The sequence below is a fragment of the Streptomyces sp. NPDC049970 genome, from assembly GCF_040660235.1.
GTDB lineage: Bacteria > Actinomycetota > Actinomycetes > Streptomycetales > Streptomycetaceae > Streptomyces.
The window spans coordinates 662,924-681,799 of record NZ_JBFALP010000001.1; the positions used below are offsets into that span (position 1 = coordinate 662,924).

At 70.4% G+C, this 18,876-nt stretch carries 19 protein-coding genes and 1 tRNA gene; 14 read left to right on the forward strand and 6 right to left on the reverse strand.

Translation table 11 applies throughout. The features are described from left to right. Positions 1-58 precede the first annotated feature (58 nt). The 5 genes from AB0I83_RS02880 (at position 59) to AB0I83_RS02900 (ending at position 5,031) form a co-directional block, all read left to right on the forward strand. A complete protein-coding gene (locus AB0I83_RS02880; RefSeq protein WP_363303345.1) occupies positions 59-832 on the forward strand; it encodes an oxidoreductase in 774 nt (257 codons plus the stop codon). A gap of 32 nt (positions 833-864) precedes the next feature. Next, positions 865-1,233, forward strand: a complete 369-nt coding sequence (locus tag AB0I83_RS02885) for a VOC family protein (RefSeq protein WP_363303346.1) — start codon at positions 865-867, stop codon at positions 1,231-1,233. 389 nt (positions 1,234-1,622) lie between these two features. Then, positions 1,623-1,769 (forward strand): hypothetical protein, encoded by a 147-nt coding sequence (locus AB0I83_RS02890; RefSeq protein ID WP_363303347.1) that lies wholly within the window; start codon positions 1,623-1,625, stop codon positions 1,767-1,769. A gap of 624 nt (positions 1,770-2,393) precedes the next feature. Further along, positions 2,394-3,935 (forward strand): alpha/beta hydrolase, encoded by a 1,542-nt coding sequence (locus tag AB0I83_RS02895; RefSeq protein ID WP_363303348.1) that lies wholly within the window; start codon positions 2,394-2,396, stop codon positions 3,933-3,935. A gap of 559 nt (positions 3,936-4,494) precedes the next feature. Then, complete coding sequence (locus AB0I83_RS02900; protein ID WP_363303349.1) at positions 4,495-5,031, forward strand: hypothetical protein; 537 nt, start codon at positions 4,495-4,497, stop codon at positions 5,029-5,031. Positions 5,032-5,127: 96 nt separating this feature from the next. Here AB0I83_RS02900 and AB0I83_RS02905 read toward each other — a convergent pair whose 3' ends face one another. The 4 genes from AB0I83_RS02905 to AB0I83_RS02920 all read right to left on the reverse strand — a co-directional run bounded on the left by AB0I83_RS02905 (position 5,128) and on the right by AB0I83_RS02920 (position 9,146). Beyond that, positions 5,128-6,063, reverse strand: a complete 936-nt coding sequence (locus AB0I83_RS02905) for an SDR family oxidoreductase (protein ID WP_363303350.1) — start codon at positions 6,061-6,063, stop codon at positions 5,128-5,130. A gap of 487 nt (positions 6,064-6,550) precedes the next feature. Further along, positions 6,551-7,771 (reverse strand): metallophosphoesterase, encoded by a 1,221-nt coding sequence (locus tag AB0I83_RS02910; RefSeq protein WP_363303351.1) that lies wholly within the window; start codon positions 7,769-7,771, stop codon positions 6,551-6,553. Between the two features lie 315 nt (positions 7,772-8,086). Next, a complete protein-coding gene (locus AB0I83_RS02915) occupies positions 8,087-8,593 on the reverse strand; it encodes a DinB family protein (protein ID WP_356530212.1) in 507 nt (168 codons plus the stop codon). Between the two features lie 259 nt (positions 8,594-8,852). Continuing rightward, positions 8,853-9,146, reverse strand: coding sequence for a YciI family protein (locus AB0I83_RS02920; protein WP_356530210.1), 294 nt, complete (start codon positions 9,144-9,146; stop codon positions 8,853-8,855). Positions 9,147-9,607: 461 nt separating this feature from the next. Here AB0I83_RS02920 and AB0I83_RS02925 point away from each other — a divergent pair, with 461 nt between their 5' ends. The 6 genes from AB0I83_RS02925 (at position 9,608) to AB0I83_RS02950 (ending at position 14,713) form a co-directional block, all read left to right on the forward strand. Then, positions 9,608-10,369 (forward strand): IclR family transcriptional regulator, encoded by a 762-nt coding sequence (locus AB0I83_RS02925; RefSeq protein ID WP_363303352.1) that lies wholly within the window; start codon positions 9,608-9,610, stop codon positions 10,367-10,369. Between the two features lie 409 nt (positions 10,370-10,778). Beyond that, positions 10,779-12,857: an ATP-binding protein gene (locus AB0I83_RS02930; RefSeq protein ID WP_363303353.1), complete on the forward strand. Its 2,079-nt coding sequence runs from the start codon at positions 10,779-10,781 to the stop codon at positions 12,855-12,857. Positions 12,858-12,864: 7 nt separating this feature from the next. After that, positions 12,865-13,299 carry a roadblock/LC7 domain-containing protein gene (locus AB0I83_RS02935; protein ID WP_363303354.1) on the forward strand — a complete coding sequence of 145 codons (435 nt, stop codon included), beginning with the start codon at positions 12,865-12,867 and terminating at the stop codon, positions 13,297-13,299. A 2-nt stretch (positions 13,300-13,301) separates the two neighbouring features. After that, entirely contained in the window at positions 13,302-13,673 is a 372-nt protein-coding gene (locus AB0I83_RS02940; RefSeq protein WP_356530204.1) for a DUF742 domain-containing protein, read from the forward strand. After that, a complete protein-coding gene (locus AB0I83_RS02945; protein WP_356530203.1) occupies positions 13,651-14,262 on the forward strand; it encodes an ATP/GTP-binding protein in 612 nt (203 codons plus the stop codon). The genes AB0I83_RS02940 and AB0I83_RS02945 overlap by 23 nt, the downstream gene beginning before the upstream one ends. Before the next feature lie 115 nt (positions 14,263-14,377). Beyond that, on the forward strand, positions 14,378-14,713 hold the full coding sequence (locus AB0I83_RS02950; protein ID WP_356530201.1) for a hypothetical protein: 336 nt from the start codon (positions 14,378-14,380) through the stop codon (positions 14,711-14,713). Positions 14,714-14,929: 216 nt separating this feature from the next. Here AB0I83_RS02950 and AB0I83_RS02955 read toward each other — a convergent pair whose 3' ends face one another. Then, on the reverse strand, positions 14,930-15,829 hold the full coding sequence (locus AB0I83_RS02955) for a transketolase (protein WP_363303355.1): 900 nt from the start codon (positions 15,827-15,829) through the stop codon (positions 14,930-14,932). A gap of 75 nt (positions 15,830-15,904) precedes the next feature. Then, positions 15,905-16,621 carry a transketolase gene (locus tag AB0I83_RS02960; RefSeq protein ID WP_363303356.1) on the reverse strand — a complete coding sequence of 239 codons (717 nt, stop codon included), beginning with the start codon at positions 16,619-16,621 and terminating at the stop codon, positions 15,905-15,907. Between the two features lie 116 nt (positions 16,622-16,737). On the opposite strand from AB0I83_RS02960, the gene AB0I83_RS02965 reads away from it, so the two are divergent. The 3 genes from AB0I83_RS02965 (at position 16,738) to AB0I83_RS02975 (ending at position 18,765) form a co-directional block, all read left to right on the forward strand. Continuing rightward, positions 16,738-16,811 (forward strand) — tRNA-Pro (locus tag AB0I83_RS02965). A 297-nt stretch (positions 16,812-17,108) separates the two neighbouring features. Next, the gene (locus AB0I83_RS02970; RefSeq protein ID WP_363303357.1) at positions 17,109-18,239 is read left to right on the forward strand and encodes a PP2C family protein-serine/threonine phosphatase; all 1,131 of its coding nucleotides are present in this window, start codon (positions 17,109-17,111) and stop codon (positions 18,237-18,239) included. After that, positions 18,232-18,765, forward strand: a complete 534-nt coding sequence (locus AB0I83_RS02975; protein ID WP_363303358.1) for a MarR family transcriptional regulator — start codon at positions 18,232-18,234, stop codon at positions 18,763-18,765. Before AB0I83_RS02970 ends, AB0I83_RS02975 begins: the two co-directional genes overlap by 8 nt. Positions 18,766-18,876: the final 111 nt, after the last annotated feature.

Genomic DNA, 18,876 nt, shown 5'->3' on the forward strand with positions numbered 1-18,876 from the left:
GGTTCCGTTTACGTGTACGGTTTCCGGAGTCGGCTTCATCTTACGGAGGAGAGACCCCATGCCCTTCACGGACAACAGCCTCGACGGCCTTCGGGTACTGGTCACCGGCGGCAGCCGGGGCCTCGGCGCGGCGACCGTGCGCCGCTTCGTCGCCGCGGGCGCGACCGTGCTGACGGCCTCCCGCAGCCGCCCCGAGGAGGACAGCGGTGCCGAATTCCTCGCGGCGGACCTCTCAACGCGGCAGGGAGTGGCCGAGCTCGGCCGCCGCGTCGTCGAGGAGGTGGGCGGCGTCGACGTGCTCGTGAACAACGCGGGCGCTGCGAGTGCCCCGGCGCCGACCTTGAGTCGGTCGGACGAATCCTGGCAGGCGGACCTTGAGATGAACCTCCTCAGCGCCGTGCGCATGGACCGGGCCCTTGTGCCGGGAATGGTCGAGCGGGGCTCCGGCGTCGTCGTGCACGTCTCCTCGATCGCCAGCCGACTGCCTCAGCGCACCGAGGCGTCCTACGCCGCCGCCAAGGCCGCGCTCAACACCTACAGTCGCGAACTGGCCACCGAGGTCGGCGAGCACGGCGTGCGCGTGGTCTGTGTTCTTCCCGGCTTCGTCGTCACCGACGGTGCGACCGCCCACCTGAAGCACATGGCCGAGAAGCAGGGCATGACCACCGAAGAGGTCACGCAGCAGATCGTGGACCACCTGAAGGTCCCCATGGGCCGCCCCGGAGATCCCGAGGACGTCGCCGAGATGATCGCCTTTCTCGCCTCCGGCCGCGCGAAATGGCTCACCGGAGCACAGTTCCGCGTTGACGGCGGCATCATCCCGGCCGTCTGAGCAACCACCGACAGCACGAACAGGACACCCTCATGCCCATCACCCTGACCTCCGTGATCATCGACGCCGCCGACATCGAGAAGGAGAGCTCCTTCTGGCACCGGCTGCTCGGCGGCTCCCTCACCCCCACGCCGACCCACCACTTCGTTCAGGCCCCCGGCCTCCCGGTGATCGTCGTCCAGTCCGCCCCTGGCCATACCGCCCCGAACTGGCCGGAAGGCACCTCTCAGCAGATGCACCTCGACTTCGGCGTCGACGACCTCGCAACCGCCGACTGCACGGCCACCGACGCAGGTGCCACCCGACTGCGGCCCACCGACGAGATCACCCCGGAAACCCGCACCGGCAGCCGCGTCTACGCCAGCCCGGCCGGACATCCCTTCTGCCTGCGCTCGACCTGACCCGGACGCCGTCCACCGAGCCGCGCCTGTCGTCAAACGATCGTGCGACGACAGGCGGCAGACGCACCCAACGAACCCGTGCAACCCGGGGGTCCGCGTCAGTCGGATCCGCTAGTGACTGATGACCAGGTCTGACGACAGACAAGGTCCATTCCGCCGTACGGAAGGGGCCCGAGTGGGGAACATGGTCTACAAGCGGATCTCGACCGACCAGCAGTCCACCGCCGGGCAGAACCTCGTCCTGGACCAGGCCGGGATCGAGGACCCGGTCGTCTTCGAGGAGGACGCGGGTACCTCCAGCCGCCTCCGCCCCCTCCAGCGCCCGAAGTTCCGCCACCTGCTCACCTGCTCCTGCTCACCTGCTCACCTGCGCGCCGCCGGGCGACACCGTGCGCATCTCCCGGGACGGCACCTCGGCGGTCCTGGCCCAGCGCAAGGCCCGCCGCGAGTACGAGAACCGTGTTAAACGCCCTTCCGGCCGCTACAACCGGACCATGACCAATCTCCCCTCGCTGCTCGACATGGCCGGTCACTGACCCCTCCTCGGCGTCGGCGTCAAGCACAGGGACAGCCGGAACGGGCCTTGGCCCAAGGCCCTCCCTCCGGACATCTCGCCCGAGTTCACGGACATCGTCCTGGCCAGGCCCCTGGGCCCGCGCAGTAGACCGAGGTACACCCCAACCCCGACCTTCGTCGTAGAACCCCCTCGACCGCGGTCCAGGAAGGTTCGAGACGTCCGTCCGATGTGATCGCGACGCCCGCTGGAACAGAATCGTTCGCGTATCGGACGGACTGGACGCGGAACGGAGTACGCGGTGGTGAGAAGCGGCCGTCCGGCGCCGCACACCTTCGGGAAGGCGCTTGCGGCGCCGGCAACGCCCACGGCGAACTGGACCAGGAATCCGAGCGGTGGTGGGGGCTCCTCGGCCATGTGCCCTGCGGCCTCGCCGGACGGTCCTGCTCGGACTGGTCGCGGTCCTCGGGATCGAGTTCTGCGGCTGGGCCCACCTGTGGCTTCAGCCCGGCACCGGACGGAGGGTATCGAGCGCCTGATCCCGTGGGAGCACTACGTACCTGACCCTGACGCGTGCCATCTGACGTCCGGCATCCGGCTGACAGCCGACAGACACCTGACACCTGACACCTGAGGAGACCATCACATGCACAGGAAAAAGGGCCTGTCCCTCGGCCTTGCCACCTCCGCCGTGGCGGCGACCGCCATCGCCGGGGTGTCGCTGGCAACGACCTCGGACACCGCCGAGGCGAAGGCCGAGGCCCTGCGGTGGGGCTCGTGCAAGGACACGCAGAAGAAGTCCGGCGAAACAGGGGAGTCGAAGGCGCCGGGGAAGTCCGGCCAGGCTCCAACTCCTCAGCTGGAGTGCGCGACGCTCGAAGTCCCCCTGGATTACGCGGACCCGGACGGCCGCACGATCGACATCGCCGTCTCCCGGATCAAGAGCGAGAACCCCTCAAAGCGCCGCGGCGCGCTGCTCGTGAACCCGGGCGGCCCGGGAATCGGAGGCCTCGGCTACCCATACGCGCTCGCCGTCTCGGGGCTGCCGCAGGATGTGCAGGACTCGTACGACCTGATCGGCTTCGACCCGCGTGGCGTCGGCCGCAGTACGCCGGTGACCTGCGATCTCACGTCCGAGCAGTTGGAGCACCGGCCGGTGTACGCGCGGACCGCGGCCGACGTCATGAAGGAAGCGGACCACGCACGGGACGTCGCCCGGCAGTGCGCCGACTCGAAGACGTCGTGGATGCTGCCGCACGTCAGCACCGCCAACACCGCCCGTGACATGGACCGTATCAGGGTGGCCCTCGGCGAGTCGAAGATCTCGTACCTCGGCACCTCCTACGGCACCTCCCTCGGTGCGGTCTACACGACGCTCTTCCCGAAGAAGAGCGACCGGTTCGTGCTGGACAGCAACCTCGGCCCGAAGGGGTACGACGTCAGGGCCATGCGGCTGTTCGGGCGTGGCTTGGAGGACCGGTTCCCCGACTTCGCGAAGTACGCCGCCGCGCACCCGGAGTACGGTCTGGGCAGCACGACGCGGCACGTGAAGCGGAAGTTCCACGAGTTGGCGGAGAGGCTGGACAAGAACCCGGCTCAGGGATACGACGGGGCGCGCTTCCGCCTGGACACGTTCAGCCTGCTGTACGTCGACTCCAACATGCCTCTGATCGCGAAGACCTGGCAGGCCCTGGACACGGGCGAACCGGTGCCGCCGAGCCCGCCGGTGCAGGACTCGGAGAACTCCACGGCTTCCCGTTATTACGTGACCTGCAACGACAGCCGCTGGCCGAGCTCGATAGTCGCCTATCAGTACAGCACCGCGGTGGACCGTGTGAAGTACCCGCTGGTCGGCGGGTCCACCGCCAACATCGGACCGTGTGCCTTCTGGCCGGACAAGCGCACCGAGCCGCAGGTGCAGATCGGTGACCGGGGACCGTCGAACGTCCTCATGGTGCAGAACGAGCGCGACCCGGGTACGCCGTTGGCCGGCGCGAGGAAGCTGCGGGAAGCGTTCGGCAAGCGGGCCACGATGGTCACCGCCGACCAGGGCGGCCACGGCATCTACCCGAACGCCTCCAACACCTGCGCGAACGACGCCGTGACGAGGTACCTGACCACCGGGAAGCTCCCTGCCAAAGACCTGGCCTGCGCTGCGCAGAACTCGAGCGGGCAGTCGGGCGAGTAACCCGGGACGGCAGTTGAAGAGGCAGGAGTGGTGAACATGACGAGGAGCGGAGTCCGTCACTCCCGCTGCCACCGTCGTGCGGCAGCGTTCCCGCACACTCGTCACCGCGGTCACGGTGCCGCTCGCGCTCGCCGCACTTTCGGCCTCCTCACGGCGGCCTGCCCGCAGGTGACCGCACTCGCCCGACTCACCGGCGAGTTCGCCAGACCCACGGCCGAGCAGGATTCGACCTCCTCCGCCATCGCATGGCCGCCGGTGACACCAGCGGCTACCGGGCGCCGGAACCTACCGAGAGGACGGGCCAGCAGCCGGGAAGGGGTGAAGGACCTCAAGAACACGGCGGCGAGGAGGAAGAGCCTTGCCGGCGAGCGGTGACCGGGCAGGGGCGGATCTCGGGCCGCTCGTTCGGTCGCTGAGTGATACGCCGCGGCGGGACCGTCCACCATCTCGATCGTTTTCCCCCGCGGACCGACCACCCTTGCGCGTGGCTGCGTGCTCCCTGACGTCGCGCGGGTGAGTATGTGCGGACCCGACCCTCCTCCCGCACCGAGGCGATGCGATGCCCGACCGCGCCGACCACGCCCGCCGAGGGGGTGCTGCACCGGGGTCGGCCGTGCGGCGCCTGCCGGCGGAAGAGTCGCTCTTCAGCTGCATCTACGGCCTGGTGCTGGCCAGTGCCTTGGTGGCCGCGCTGGACGCGACGGGTGACCAGGCCGATCCCGGTCCGGACGCGCTGTGGGTGGTGCTCACCGCGCTGGCGGCAAGCGCCGCCCACGGGTACGCGCACGTCATCGCCCAGCGTGCGTCCGCCGACGGGGCGGCAACCGTGAGCAGACTGCGGCTGGTGCTCGCCGAGTGGCCACTGGTCGCCGCCGTGCTGCCGACGGTGGGGATACTGCTCGGCGCGGTCGCCGGGTGGTGGTCAGAGGCCACCGCTGTGGACACGGCCCTGGTGTTCAACACCGCCGCTCTGTTCGGCTGGGGTACCTGGGCCGCCCGCATCGCCGGGTACGGATGGCCGTCCTCGTGCCGGGCAGGGAGCCTGGACATGCTGATCGGTCTGGTCATCATCATCGCCGACACCCTGATCGACTGACTGATCGTTCAGGAACGCCGTTCCACGTGGACGCCGGTGGTCCCGTGGATCAATCGTTTCCGGCTTTCGGGCTGTCCGGCTGAGGAAGTGGGGCCGTCAGCGGTAGCCGGACGCGTCGGCGGTCCTGCCCGCCTCCTCCACCTCGACCAGATAGCGCCAGCAGTCCGGGCGCGAGCCGTCGAGATCGGTGAAGCCGTACTCCCGCGCGAGCTGACCGCTGGACACCGACCGGCCGTTCCAGCGTGCGACCTCCGCGTCGCCGGCCAGCGCGGCGACAGCGCGTCCCACGTACGAGGGGCTCTCCGAGATGCAGAAGTGCGGCACCTCGGCCAGCGCGTCGCGCCAGGTCTCCTCCCTGACACCGAACGCTTCGAGCATCATCTCCGAACGCATCCAGCCCGGGGTGAGCGTCACCGCCGTCCCGCCGTAGGGACCCAGCTCGTGCGCGAGCACGAACCCCATGCGCAGCACACTGTTCTTGACCAGGTCGTAGAAGTACGAGTTGCGGTAGCGGCTGCTGTTGTACGCGGAGGTCCCGTCCGTCATCTCGACCACGAGCCCACCGGGCCGACGCACCAGCAGGGGCAGCAGGAAATGGCTGGAGATCGCGTGGGTCTCCACACCGAGGCGCATCAGCCGCAGCCCGTTGTCGAGATCGTGCTCCCACACCTTCTTGTCGAACTCGAACAGTCGTTCACCGCCCCACACATCGTTGACCAGCACGTCGAGCCGCCCCTGCTCGGCGTCGACGCGCTCGGCCAGCGCCCGTACCTGCTCGGGCACCAGGTGGTCGGTCGGCACCGCGATCCCGGTCCCGCCCGCCCCGCTGACCAGCTCGGCGGTCTCCTCGATCGTCTCGGACCGGTCGTACTCCGAGCGTTGCTGCCGAGTGGTACGACCGGTGACGTAGACCGTCGCTCCGGCCGCGCCCAGTTGGACGGCGATGGCTCGTCCGGCTCCCCGTGTCGCACCCGCGACCAGTGCGATCTTCCCCTGGAGGTCCGGAGTCGGAGCGTCGGGCATGAGTTCCATGGAGTTTCCCTGTCTTTCTGCGTGTTTCTGGCCTGTGCCCGTCGTCGACACGGGCCGGTCACACCATGGTCGTCCCCAAACCTGACAGCCTCTGTCGTCATTACCAAGAGCTTCGCACCGACCGGCACCGCGGTGCCGGTCGGTGCGAAGCAGGCCGGGGCCGAGGCGGACGAGCGCAATGGGCTGATCAGAGCACGCGGAAGGGGTTGTCGCGGCGGCGGAACCGCCCGCCCTGCGAGGACGCCGACGCCATCGAGCGGACCACCGCCTTCTTCGAGAAGGAGACCCGTACGGTCCAACCGCTCACCGAGGCGGAGCAGCGACCCGGCCACAGGGCAAGCGGGAGGTGTGCGCTGAGCGAGGTGTCCGGATCACCTGCCGCGCCCGTGTCTCCTGCCTGCCCGGCCCCCGCGCGGTGGAAGGCGGCGCATCACGGCCCGGCCCACCAGTCCGCGCAGGGACGGGGGCGCAGTTCCCACGAACGGCCTCAGGACGAGGCGGGTCCCTGTGGGGAGCGGAGTACGAGCAGGGTGATCTCGCTGGGGGCGAAGACGCGGAACGGCGGGCCCCAGAATCCGGTGCCGCGGCTGGTGTAGAGAAGCGTGCGGGCGCCGTGGCGACTGAGGCCGGCGAGCGCGGGCTGGTCGACACGGACGAGGTGGTGGAAGGGCCAGATCTGGCCGCCGTGCGTGTGGCCCGAGAGCTGGAGGTCGACACCGCCCGCTGCGGCTCGGTCGACGAACTTGGGCTGGTGGGCCAGGAGCAGGACAGGCAGGTCGGGGTCGGCGCCTTTCAGGGCCCCGGCGAGGTGGGCACCGTGGCCGGCCAGCCCCGAGGACTCGGCGGTGACGTCATCCACGCCGGCGACCACAAGGGTGTCGCCGCCGCGTTCGAGAAGCAGGTGGCTGTTGCGCAGCGGCTCCCATCCCAGCTCGTCCATCAGATCGACCCAGCCCTGGGCCTCGCTGTAGTACTCGTGGTTTCCGGTGACGTAGACCCTGGCCCGGGTGGCGCGCACGGTGCCGAGCGGGGCGGCCTGGGCCCGGCGGCGTTCGGCTGTGCCGTCCGCTATGTCGCCGGTGTGGCAGACCAGGTCTGCCTCCAGGGTGTTGACCTTCGCGCAGACCCGGGCCGACCAGCGGGAGCGGTCGAGCGGGCCGTAGTGGGTGTCGGTGATGAGGACGACGCGGGTGCCGTCCAAGCCGGCTCCCAGGCGGGGCAGTCGTACGTCGAGCTGCCGCACCCGCGGCACCCGGCGGGCCTCGGCGTACCCCCAGGCGAGCAGCACGACGGCTACGCCGAGGACCGCCGAAGTGACGATTCGCGCCCGGCTCTGCCCGTCGCCCACGCCGGTCACGGTCAGGCCGAGGCGTAGCAGGACACCGAGCACGACGGACCAGCTGAACAGCACCCAGCTGACCCCGAGGAGGGTGTCACCGATGATCGCCGCCCGGTCCTGCTGTCGCCGGCCGTGGCCGCGGACCATCGTGAGCGGCATGGCGATCAGACCGAGGACGAACAGGGCGGTGCCGCCCAGCGCCACGGGGAGCGGCCAGTGCTGGCCGGCGTGCAGCAGCAGCCAACAGGGCACAGTCCACAGCAGGACGGGTGCGATCAAAGGGATGTAGCGCATCAGGCGGTGCAGTCGACTCTGCGGGGTCGCATGCGCCGTACCGTCCACGGATCGGGTTTCGCTGGTGTCTGTCACGCTTTCCTTCCTCGGGTGCCCGGACTGCCGACGCGCACTGTACCCGTGCGGTCATGGTGATCCCGGCCGGAGGTTCGTCGGCGACAGGTGGCCACCTTGCCGAGGATCTCGTCGGCGGTGTGCGGCATCGGGCAAGGTCCCCCTGACCTGGCGGACTTGACGCCCCCGGACCACGCGACCCGGACCGCGCGACCCGCAGCGAGAGTTCCGGACCGCGCGTCCAGGGCTGTGCGGCCCGAGAGGCCCGGGACCCGGCATCTCCGCGCGATCGGCGCCGGCGGCGTCGAGTTCGCCGTACGCCGGCCGACAGCTCGTCTACGTGCCGGTTGTGCCGTCGAGCAACTCGAGCAGGATGTCCAGGTGGCCGTTGTGACGGGCCGTCTCCTCGGTGAGGTGGAGGAGGATCCAGCGCAGGTCGACGTGGAGGCCGTTGCGGACGGCTCCCCGGGCCTGCTCGTCCAGGCTGTTCCCGGCGACCAGTTCCCGGTAGCGGGAGCTCTGTTCGGCGTACTCGTCGAGCAACTGCGTGAGCGGGAAGTCGACGGCGATGCGCATCTCGCGGTCAGGGTCCTCCTCGGTCCAGGGACCCCGGTCCTCCTCGCCGAGGAAGACCACCTGGAACCAGTGGTACTCGACCCAGCGGAGGTGGTTGACCACTCCGCTCACGGTCATCAGTGGTGAGCCCGGCAGGAGCGCCTTGCGGGCGTTCTCCGCGGAGACGCCCGCGCACTTGGCGCGCACGGTGTCACGTGTGTAGTCGAGGAACGTGGTGAGCTGGGTTCGCTCGTCCCACGCAGGCGGTGTGTCATCGATTCTGGTCATCGCGCGAAGCGTCCCTGATCGTCGTGACCCGTGTCGAGGTATTAACCGCCGGCCCCGACCTACTTCACCAGCTCCGCCCGCTTACGGCTCCCGTCGCCCTTCGACGACGCCCGACCGGCCGCCGGACCGACGCGACGGGGCCGCCCCGCGTACGCGGGGTGCCACGGCATGCCGGCCGTCGTGGAAGGGCTGTCCACGACGGCCGGCGGCCCTCCGTACGAAGGCCCCGCGAGCTCGGCATGATGCGGACGAGGGTGTCTCAGATGTGTGCGGCCAGGGGCCCGAGCACGGGGATCCACTCCCGCGCGTCGACCGCGCTCACCACTCCGTTGACCCGGAACGGATCCGCGTCGGTGTACCCCAGGGCGGCTTCCTTGGAGTCGGCGCGGATCAGGACAAGGGCCCCGGCGGCCTCCTCGGGCCCGAACGGACCGGAGCAGAGGTTGATGCCCCGGTCGCCGAGCGCGCCGAGGAACTCCCTGTGCGCCGGGCGGTGCCTGTCGCGCGCCTCGGTGTCATCGGTGTAGGTGTAGGTGACGGCGAAGACCGGCATGCCGGTTCCTTCCTCTCGTTACGGTGTGGAGACCTCGGGCCGCTCAGCGGCGCCGAGGCCGTTCGCACAGTTCGGCCGGCGCGACCTCGTGGGTCTCGTGACCAGCCAGGACAGTGACTGCGGCGACCACGTCGCAGACCGCCGCGAAGGCCGCTCCCGGGATCCGGCCGGTTACGCCGCTCCCCATGATCGCGAATCCGGCGGCCGGAGCGAAACCGGCGAGCACGCAGCCGCACCGGCTGCTCGCCGCGGACCTCGTACAGCCGCGCGGTTCCGGATGCGCGTGGCTCCCGTTGCACAGGCCGCGATGCGGAGCGCCGCTTCCGCCGCACGGGCCGCCCACCGCCATTCCGTCCAATGGGAAACTTTCTGAATCCTGGGCGAGGAGACGCCGTACGACGAGGATGGCGCTGTCCTGGCTGTCCGGAGCACCTGTGACACCGAGAGGACCCGAGGACCCCATGGCCGACGCGAAGAGCTACATCATCGAGTCGCTGGACACCGGACTGCGCCTCATGCGCCTCTTCCTCACCCACGACACCCTTTCGGTCACCGACGCCGCCGGAGAGCTCGGAGTGGCACGCTCCACCGCGCACCGGGTGCTCAGCACCCTGGAGGCGCGGGGCTTCGCCACCCGCGACGCCTCCGGCCGGGGTTACGCCGCAGGACCCGAACTGGTCACCCTGGGCCGTCCGGCAGGCTACGGACCGGAGATCAGGGCCCGCCTGCAGGTGGTGCTCGACTCGGCGGCAGGGGCCACGGGAGAGACAGTCGGCGTCGCGGCACTGATCGGTGACCAGGTCGTCATCACGGACGGCCGGGAGTCGCCCCATCCGGTGCGCGCGGTGCTGGAGACCGGCCGAGTGCACCCGGCGCACGCCACCTCGGCGGGCAAGCTGCTGCTCGCGGGGCTCACCAGCGAGCAGGTCCTCGCCCTCTACCCGAGCGAGCGGCTGCCGGACCTCACCGGGCGCACCCTGACCTCGCGCACCGGCCTCCTCGCCGAACTGGCGCGCATCCGGTCCGTCGGTCGTGCCGACAGCGTGGGCGAGTCGGTTGTCGGGATGAACGCCGTCGCCGTCCCGCTGGCAGGCAACAGCTGGCGGGACCGGCTGGCCCTGACGGCTTCCATGCCGGCGGACCGGGGGAGCGAACCCGACCTGTCCCGCCACGCGGTGGCGCTCCACGGCGCCGCGGCGCTCCTGCCCACGGAAGCCGCCTGAACCCCCGCTGAATCCGTACAGTCCGCGCCCCCTCTGCGGGCCCGTCGCGCGCAGCACAGACCGGGCCGCAGGCGTTCCCCTCGCGTGCCGCACGCCCCGAAGGGCCGTCCTGTAGCAGCCGCGCGCGAATTCGTACGCGGGGTCGACTTCTGGACGCCCGTGCGGAAACGGCGGCGTACGTAATCGGCTGCCCGTGCGAGGCCTCATACCAGAGCGGGACGACCAGTGGGCAACTTCGACAACTGCACGTCGAGCACGGGCGATTGACGACTACCGTGTGTTGCCGGTGATCAACGGTGGGCTCATATCGGTCGGGCCCGCCTCAAGCGTTGACCCGGGCCTGACCGACCACCGTAGGTGTCACCACAAGAAGGCCGATTCCTGGTGCCCCCACGTACCGAGGACGATGATGTCTCAACTTCGCGCACCCACAGCGCGACCGGAACGCCGCGAAGGTGGACGGCACGGCCGTCCGGGCGGCCGTTCGCACTCGGCCGCGAGCCGGTCGCGTGCCGCACCGTCCGCGCCCGAGGCCCGACTGCGGCCACAGCTGCTCCGGACGGCCGTCCTGCCGACCGTGGCCGCGGTGCTCAGTGGGGCCGCAGCCGTCATCTTCACCGTCCGGGCATCCGGTGTCAGCCCGTCCGGCAGTCTTCTGGCGGCGCTCGGCGGTTCCGGAGCGCTTGCCGTGGCAGCCGTGGCGGCGGCCTTCCTCGGTGCCGGCCGGGTCGCCACCGGCGTTCTCGACCGCTGCCTGGCCCTGCGCCGTACCAGCGCACAGCACCACGCGGAACTCAAGCGCCTCGTGGAGCAGCTCCGCGACGGCGAACCCGTGCCGGCCCGCAGGGCCACACCGCAGGCCGCCCCGGACGCCGATGCCTTCGACCTCCTCGCCCAGGAGGTCGAACGGACCCAGGACGAGGCGGTGTCCGCGGTCGTCCAGGCCTCCCAGCTGTTCCGTGGCAACGGGAACGAACAGAAGGTCGAGGTCTTCGTCAACCTCGCCCGGCGGCTTCAGTCCCTCGTGCACCGGGAGATCCAGATCCTCGACGAGCTCGAACACGAGGTGGAGGACCCGGACCTGCTCAAGGGCCTCTTCCACGTCGACCATCTCGCCACCCGTATCCGGCGCCACGCGGAGAACCTCGCCGTGCTCGGCGGCGCCGTCTCGCGGAGGCAGTGGAGCAGCCCGGTGAGCGTGACCGAGGTGCTGCGTTCGGCGATCGCCGAGGTGGAGCAGTACCCGCGCGTCAAGCTCGTACCGCCGATCGACGGCACCCTGCGCGGACACGCCGTGGCCGACGTGATCCACCTCCTCGCCGAACTGGTCGAGAACGCCACGGTGTTCTCCGCCCCGCACACCCAGGTACTGCTCCGCGCCCAGCGCGTCACCGCCGGGCTCGCCCTCGAGGTGGAGGACCGGGGGCTCGGTATGCCCGGGCCCGAGCAGAAGCGGATGAACACCCTTCTCTCGGATCCCGACCAGGTCAACGTCGCCCATCTGCTCCAGGACGGGCGGATCGGGCTCTACGTCGTGGCCTCCCTGGCCCGCAGACACGGCATCGCCGTACGGCTCCAGAGCAACATCTACGGGGGTACGCAGGCGGTACTCGTGCTGCCCCAGGTCCTGCTGGGCATCGACATCGACGCCACGGCCGAACCGGGCACGGCCGCGGTTCCGCCACGCGGAGCCGCGCTGCTGCCGCCGGGCGGTGAGCGGCCCCCGGCCCGTGTGCCGCAGGCACCGCCGGAGCCGGGACAACAGCCCCCGCAGGGCGGGCCTCCGGACCAGGGGCCGCCGTTGCCGCTGCGGGCGGAACGGGTCGACCGTCCGAACCTCGCCGCCTTCCCGCCCGTCGCCCGTACAGCCGAGCCCTTGGGGCCGACGGGGGCGCCGGGACCCGTCGAAGCGGTCGTCGGGCCGCCCGAACCCGCGGTGCCGGTCGGAGACGCCGGCACTCCCACCGAAGCCCAGGCTCCGGTCCCGGCCGAGGCCCCGGTCCCGGCCGAGGCCCCGGCCCCGGCTCCGGTCCCGGCCGAGGCTCCGTTTCCCGCTCAGGTCCACGTCCAGGCCCCGGTCCAAGTCCGGGCGCAGGCGCCCGTGGACAGCGGGCAGGGCCGCCCGCAGCTTCCCAGGCGCAGCAACCAGGAGCACCTGGTCCCGCAGCTGCGTGAGGCACCCGTCCCGCGGGCCGAGGACGACGACGCGCTTCACGACCCAGGCCTGATGGCCGCCTTCCGGCGCGGGGTCGACCTGGCAGAGGCCCAGACCGCAGACGAGCTGGAACCCGCCGCCGCGTACGGCTCCGCTGGGCCCGTGCCCGCTGCCGTGACCGTCGGGGCACAGCGCTCCCACGGCCTGGCCCCGCTGCCGTTCCGAGGATCGGCCACCACCGCGACGGCGGGTACGGACCCGCGAGCCGCGATCCGGCCCGGGACGCAGCCCTCCGAACCGGATCCCCGAACCGAGAACATGTTCAAGGAGTAGATGCACCATGAACACCGAAATGCCGACCGGTCAGGTCTCGGACCTCGACTGGCTGCTGAGCGGCCTCGTCCAACGTGTGCCGTACACCCGCAGCGCGGTCCTGCTCTCCGCGGACGGGCTGGTGAAATCCGTCCACGGTATGGACGCCGACAGCGCCGATCACATGGCGGCCCTCGCCGCCGGCCTCTACTCACTCGGCCGGAGTGCCGGAGCCCGCTTCGGCGACAACGGCGACGTGCGGCAGGTCGTGGTCGAACTCGACTCGACACTGCTGTTCGTCTCCACCGCGGGGGCCGGGACCTGTCTCGCCGTCCTCGCCGGCCGTGAGGCGGACGCGGCCGTACTGGGGTACGAGATGGCCATGCTGGTCAAGAGCGTGCGGCCCTACCTGATGACGCCGCTCCGGCAGCCGGCCGGAGCGCCGTTCGCCCCGGGGCCGTGAGGATGCCGGCCCCGCAGGACGGACCTTTGCTCGACGACGCGGCCGGCCGGCTCATCCGCCCCTACACCGTGAGCAACGGCCGCACGAGGCCGACCACCGTGCTCGATCTGCTCTCCCTGGTGATGGCCACGGGCAGTGCCCCACGGGCGCACCTCGGCCCCGAGCACACCGTGGCCCTGGAACTCTGCGGCGGCCCCACCTCCGTCGCCGAGGTCGCCGCCCAGCTCCGGCTGCCCGCGGTCGTCACCAAGGTCCTTCTGTCCGACCTGGTCGACTGCGGGGCGGTCACCGCGCACGCCCCCGCATTCCATGACATGCCCACCGACCGATCTCTGCTGGAGGCAGTGCTCGATGGTCTACGACGACAGCTCTGACAGCTCCGAATACTTTCCCGTGGCCCTCAAAGTCCTGGTCGCGGGCGGGTTCGGCGTCGGCAAGACCACCTTCGTGGGTGCCGTCAGCGAGATCGCGCCGCTGAGCACGGAAGAGCTCCTGACACAGGTCAGCGCGGCGACCGACAGCCTCGAAGGCATCGAGTCCAAGACGTCGACCACCGTGGCCATGGACTTCGGCCGGATCACGCTCTCCGAGCAGCACGTGCTCTACCTGTTCGGCACCCCCGGGCAGGAGCGGTTCTGGTTCATGTGGGACGAGCTGTCCAAGGGAGCGCTCGGCGCGGTCGTGCTGGCCGACACCCGGCGGCTTGCCGAATGCTTCCCGGCCGTCGACTTCTTCGAGCGCCGCGGCATCGGTTTCATCGTCGCGGTCAACGAGTTCGACGGCGCCTACCGCTACGAGCCGGACGAGGTGCGGGGGGCGCTCGACCTCGGCCCCGAAGTGCCGGTCGTGCTCTGCGACGCCCGGATCGCCAGCTCGGGAACCGGCGCACTGGTCACGCTCGTGCAGCACCTCATCAACGCCACGGCGCCGGCACCGCTCTCTGCCTTCGGGGTCGGTCCCTGACCCGCAGTTCGACGCTCGGATCCCACCCGTCCGGTGCGATACGCGGCCGGGCCGAGCCTCTGTAGATCCTCAAGTCCCTTGCCCTGCGGGGAGCGCAACCGTCAGGGTGATCCACATGGCAGCTCTTGCGGGATCGAACAAGAAGCACAACTTCGTGCTGGTCGTCCGGGACTCGGACACCGTCACGGTGGCACTGCGTCAGGCGCTGGCCGAGGCATCGCCCGCGGAACGCCCAGGACTTGAGCGCGCTGTCGCACTCGTGGAGTCCACCGCCGCCGCCACCGAGACCCAGCTGCGCGCCCGCTGGGTCCGCTCCCGGCTGGCAGCCGTCGGCTTCACCGGGGACATCGCCTCGGTCGCGGCGGTGAAGGCGCTGCGCCGGGCGGAGCCGAAGCTGAGCCTCCTGGCGGCGGTGCAACTGCGGAAGGACGCCTTGGACGCTCCGGAGTGATCATCCGGCACAGCACGGCGCGTACTACCGAGTGCGCCACCCGTCAGCCGGTTCGCCGGGTCCGGTCCCGGCCTGGAGGGGCCGGGCACTCGCAGGCCCCACCGGCTGCGGGGGAGACGGCCCACCTCGCGGCGAGCGGCAGCGAGCGGGCGGCGACGGATCCGTGCCCTTCCAGGTCAGGGCCGGGCCCAGCGGGTCAGGACGGTTCGGACGGGCTCAGCCGCTCAGGAACGCGGTGATGCGCCGCCGCAGCGAGGGGGCGTCGAGGCCGTGCGCCGTGAGATGCTCCGCCATCTGTCCGTACCTGCGCAGCTCGGTGCGGCCCACCCCGAGGCCGAGCACCCGGTGCGGCGTGTCCGCGAGGGCGTCGTTGGCGGCCGCCGTCGACGTACCGGCCAGATAGGGCTCGACGATCACCACGTCGACGGCCGGGCCCGTGCCCGCCGCGCGGCGCAGCCCTGCCGTGTCGAAGGGGCGCACGGTCGTCGCGTAGAGGACGGTCGTGTCCATGCCCTCCGTCGCGGCGAGCACGCCGTCGAGCATCGGCCCCACCGCGATCACCACCCCGTGCGCCCCTCGGCGCACGGTGTCGAAGCCGGGGCCGGTGACCGGGCGGCCCACGCTGTTCGACTGGAGCGAGAGGCGCACATAGACCCGGCCGTCGCCCGCGGCGGCCTGCCGTACCAGGGCCTCGGCCTCGTCGGGGTGGCCCGGCACGTGCACGGTCCAGTCGTCGAGGGTGTCCAGCAGTGCGACGTCTCCCGGTGACATGTGGGTGAAGCCGCCGGCCGGCCAGTCGTACGAACCTCCCGCGCTGACGAGTACGCCGCCCACCCCCTGGTGCCCCAGATCCAGCTTGACCTGCTCGAAAGGCCTCTCCACGAGAAAGCTGGCGAACGTGTGCATGAGAGGTCGCAGCCCCGTGAGGGCCATCCCCGCTCCCGCGCCGATGAGCAGCTGTTCCCTGATCCCGACATTGACCACCCGGTCCGGGTGCGCCCGCTCCGCCCCGTCGAAGCCGTCGCGGCTGACTTCCGCGAGTACCAGGGCGAGCCGGGGATCCTCCTCCAGGAGCTGGGTGGTGGTGGCGATGAAGCGGTCTCGCATGGTGTCCATGGGCGTGTCCCTAAGGTGTGTCGGTCCGGGGCTCGGGTGCTGTCGGTACCGGTGCTGACCGGCGCGTGGGCGCGATCAGCGTCTGGGTGCTACGCGGGCGACCACGGCGTGCGGCCGGCCGGGGTGCGGCGCGGTGAAAGCGCTGTGCAACGCCTCGTGGTCCCGGCCGTCCACGGTCAGTGCCGACCATCCGGCGGCCTCGAACCGGGCGGCGATCCCGCCCGGCCTGGCGTACGTGGCGGAGGCGTTGTCGATCACCACGGTGTGCAGCTGCTCCAGTCCGGCCGGTCCCGCGTAGGCGATCGCCTCGTGATTGCTGCCCTCGTCGAGCTCCGCGTCGCCGGTCAGCACCCACACGCGCGGATCGGTCAGTCCCTGAGCCCGGAGGCCCAGCACGCTGCCCACGGCGAGGGGGAGCCCGTGCCCGAGGGAGCCGCTGCCGATCTCGGCGCCCGGCACCAGCATGCGGTCCGGGTGGTGTCCGAGCGGCGAGTCGTAGCCTCCGAAACCTGTGAGCAGGCCCTCGTCGAAGAAGCCGCGCGCCGCCAGTACGGCGTAGTAGGCCATGGGGCCGTGCCCCTTGGAGAGCAGGAACCGGTCGCGGCCTGGGTGGTCGGCCGTGCCGGGGGAGACCCGCAGCACCCGGTCGTACAGCACCCAGAGCGTGTCCAGGGTGGAGGTGGCGGCCGGCCCGTGCTTCTCGTCACCGGTCATGAGACTCATCAGCCGGTCCAGCTGGTCGTATCCGTGGACCGGCGGGGAGATCGTGTTGGTGGTCATGCGTTTCAGCATTCAACGTCAAGCAAGGTTGAGGTCAAGCGCCGGAAACGGGTTCGTGAGCACCCGTACAAGTGCGGTATTGTTCTCATGCACGTTCGGCCAGGGGAAACCCCAGGTCAGACGGGCATCGGGACGTGGCGCAGCTTGGTAGCGCACTTGACTGGGGGTCAAGGGGTCGCAGGTTCAAATCCTGTCGTCCCGACTGTGCGGAAACGCAGGTCGGAGGCCGTTCTCTCATCCACGAGAGGGCGGCCTTTCGTGCGTCCGGGAGCGTGGTGGTCGCAGTGTGGTCGCCCGCCTGGGCCGGGGCTGGTTCGCGTGGGTGGCGGGTGGTGCGGGCATGATCCTTGTGCTGTCGGTGGCTGACGCCGCTGTCGGCCTCGATTGAGTAACGAGCGGTCTGCCGGCCTCAACGCACGTAGATCGTTGCATAGGCTAAATGAAGAGTCGCAAGACGGGATCGCGGTTCGTAGCTGTTCGTATACCGGCCGGGAGCACCATGACCACGACCCCGCGATGGGACGGATCGGCCGTACTTTCATGGCTGCCGGCCGTGGTGATGGCGGTCGTGGCCGTTGTCGATCTCACCGCAGGGCCTGGGGTGGGGTTTCTTCCTCTGGTGTCGCTCGGACCCGCCTTCGCCGGCTTGATCGGCACGTGGAGGCGCACCGCCTTCATCGGTGCGGTGGCGCTGTTGCTGTGCTTCGGTCTCGGCCTGTACGACGGTCTCTTCGACGGCCGCCGCGGCTACACAGCCATGGCATCCGTCGGGGGAGTGACCGCAGCGGGAGTCGTGGCTGCGGTCATGCGGCAACGACGCGAGGCGGAGCTCGCCAGTGTCCGTTCGATCGCCGAGGCCGCGCAACGCGTCCTGCTCAGACCGGTGCCCCGCCGTGCGGGGCCCCTGAGGGTGGCGGTCTCCTACACATCAGCAGTGGCCGAGGCGCGGATCGGCGGGGACCTGTACGAGGTCGTCGTCGCACCTCGAGGCGTGCGTGTGCTGATCGGTGACGTACAGGGCAAGGGGCTCGCTGCGGTGGAGACAGCGGCCGTCGTCCTGGGCGCTTTTCGCGAGGCGGCACACGAGGAACCGGACCTCGTCAAGCTTGTGGCTCGTCTGGAACGGAGTGTGGCCCGCGAGTTGCAGGGCGAGAAGTTCGTGACTGCTCTCCTGGCGGAGGTGCGGCCGGAAGAAGAGACCGTCGTCATGGTCAACTGTGGGCATCCCGCACCCATGCTGATCAGCCGGGACGGCGCCATCGAATTCCCGGAGCCTCCGTCGTACGCTCCGCCGCTGGGCCTGGGCCTGGGCCTGGGCATCCATGACGGCGAGCCGCCGCAGTCCCACCGCGTCGGATTCAGCCCAGGAGAACAACTCTTGCTGTATACCGACGGGGTGACCGAAGCGCGCGACGGTGAAGGGCACTTCTATCCCCTGAAGGATCGAGCCGGCCTGCTCAGGGACGACGACGCGCAAGTCGCTCTGGAAGAACTCCGCGGGGACGTCGTCCGGCACGTGGCCGGCCCGCTGCACGACGACGCGGCAATGCTGCTCCTCCGATATCACCGGGATGAGATGCCAGCCGGGGTAGAGGGGTCTGCGGACTCGATGGAAAGGGACCATGGTTGAGCGAAGCGCCCCGGCCGAGGGCATGTTTGATGTGGACGCGGTGACCCGTGCGGTGTTGACGGCGTCACGGCTTCTCGTCGCGGTGTCGGCACGTTCGCTCGCCGAGGTCGAAGACCGTGTGACACTGCCGCAATTTCGCATGCTCGTCGTCCTGTCCACACGTGGTGCGACCAAGCTCGTCACCCTCGCGCACCTGCTGGGTGTGGCCCCCTCGACCGCGATGCGGATGGTGGACCGGCTGATCGCGGCGCGGCTCGCCGACCGGCAGATCAATCAGGACAACCGCCGCGAGACCTTGCTCCAGGTCACCGATGAGGGCCGCCGTACGGTCGAGGACGCGACGACACGGCGCCAACAGGAGATCGACGCCATCGTCGAACGGCTCGACCCCGTCCAGCGCCTCGCCCTTGTCAGCGCCTTGACCGCCTTCAACGAGGCGGGCGGGGAGCCGGCCGTGCCGACGCGCGGTGACAGCGCTCTGCATCCACTGGGCTGGGCAGACCTGTCGTCGGGGCACCACGTCTGAACATCGTCGTATGTGGCGGCGGCCGCGTGACTGCGTGATTCCGGCAGGAAAGAAGGCGCTACGTGTCGGCATTCCGACGCTGCCATGAATAGCGGCGGGCGCCACCATGTT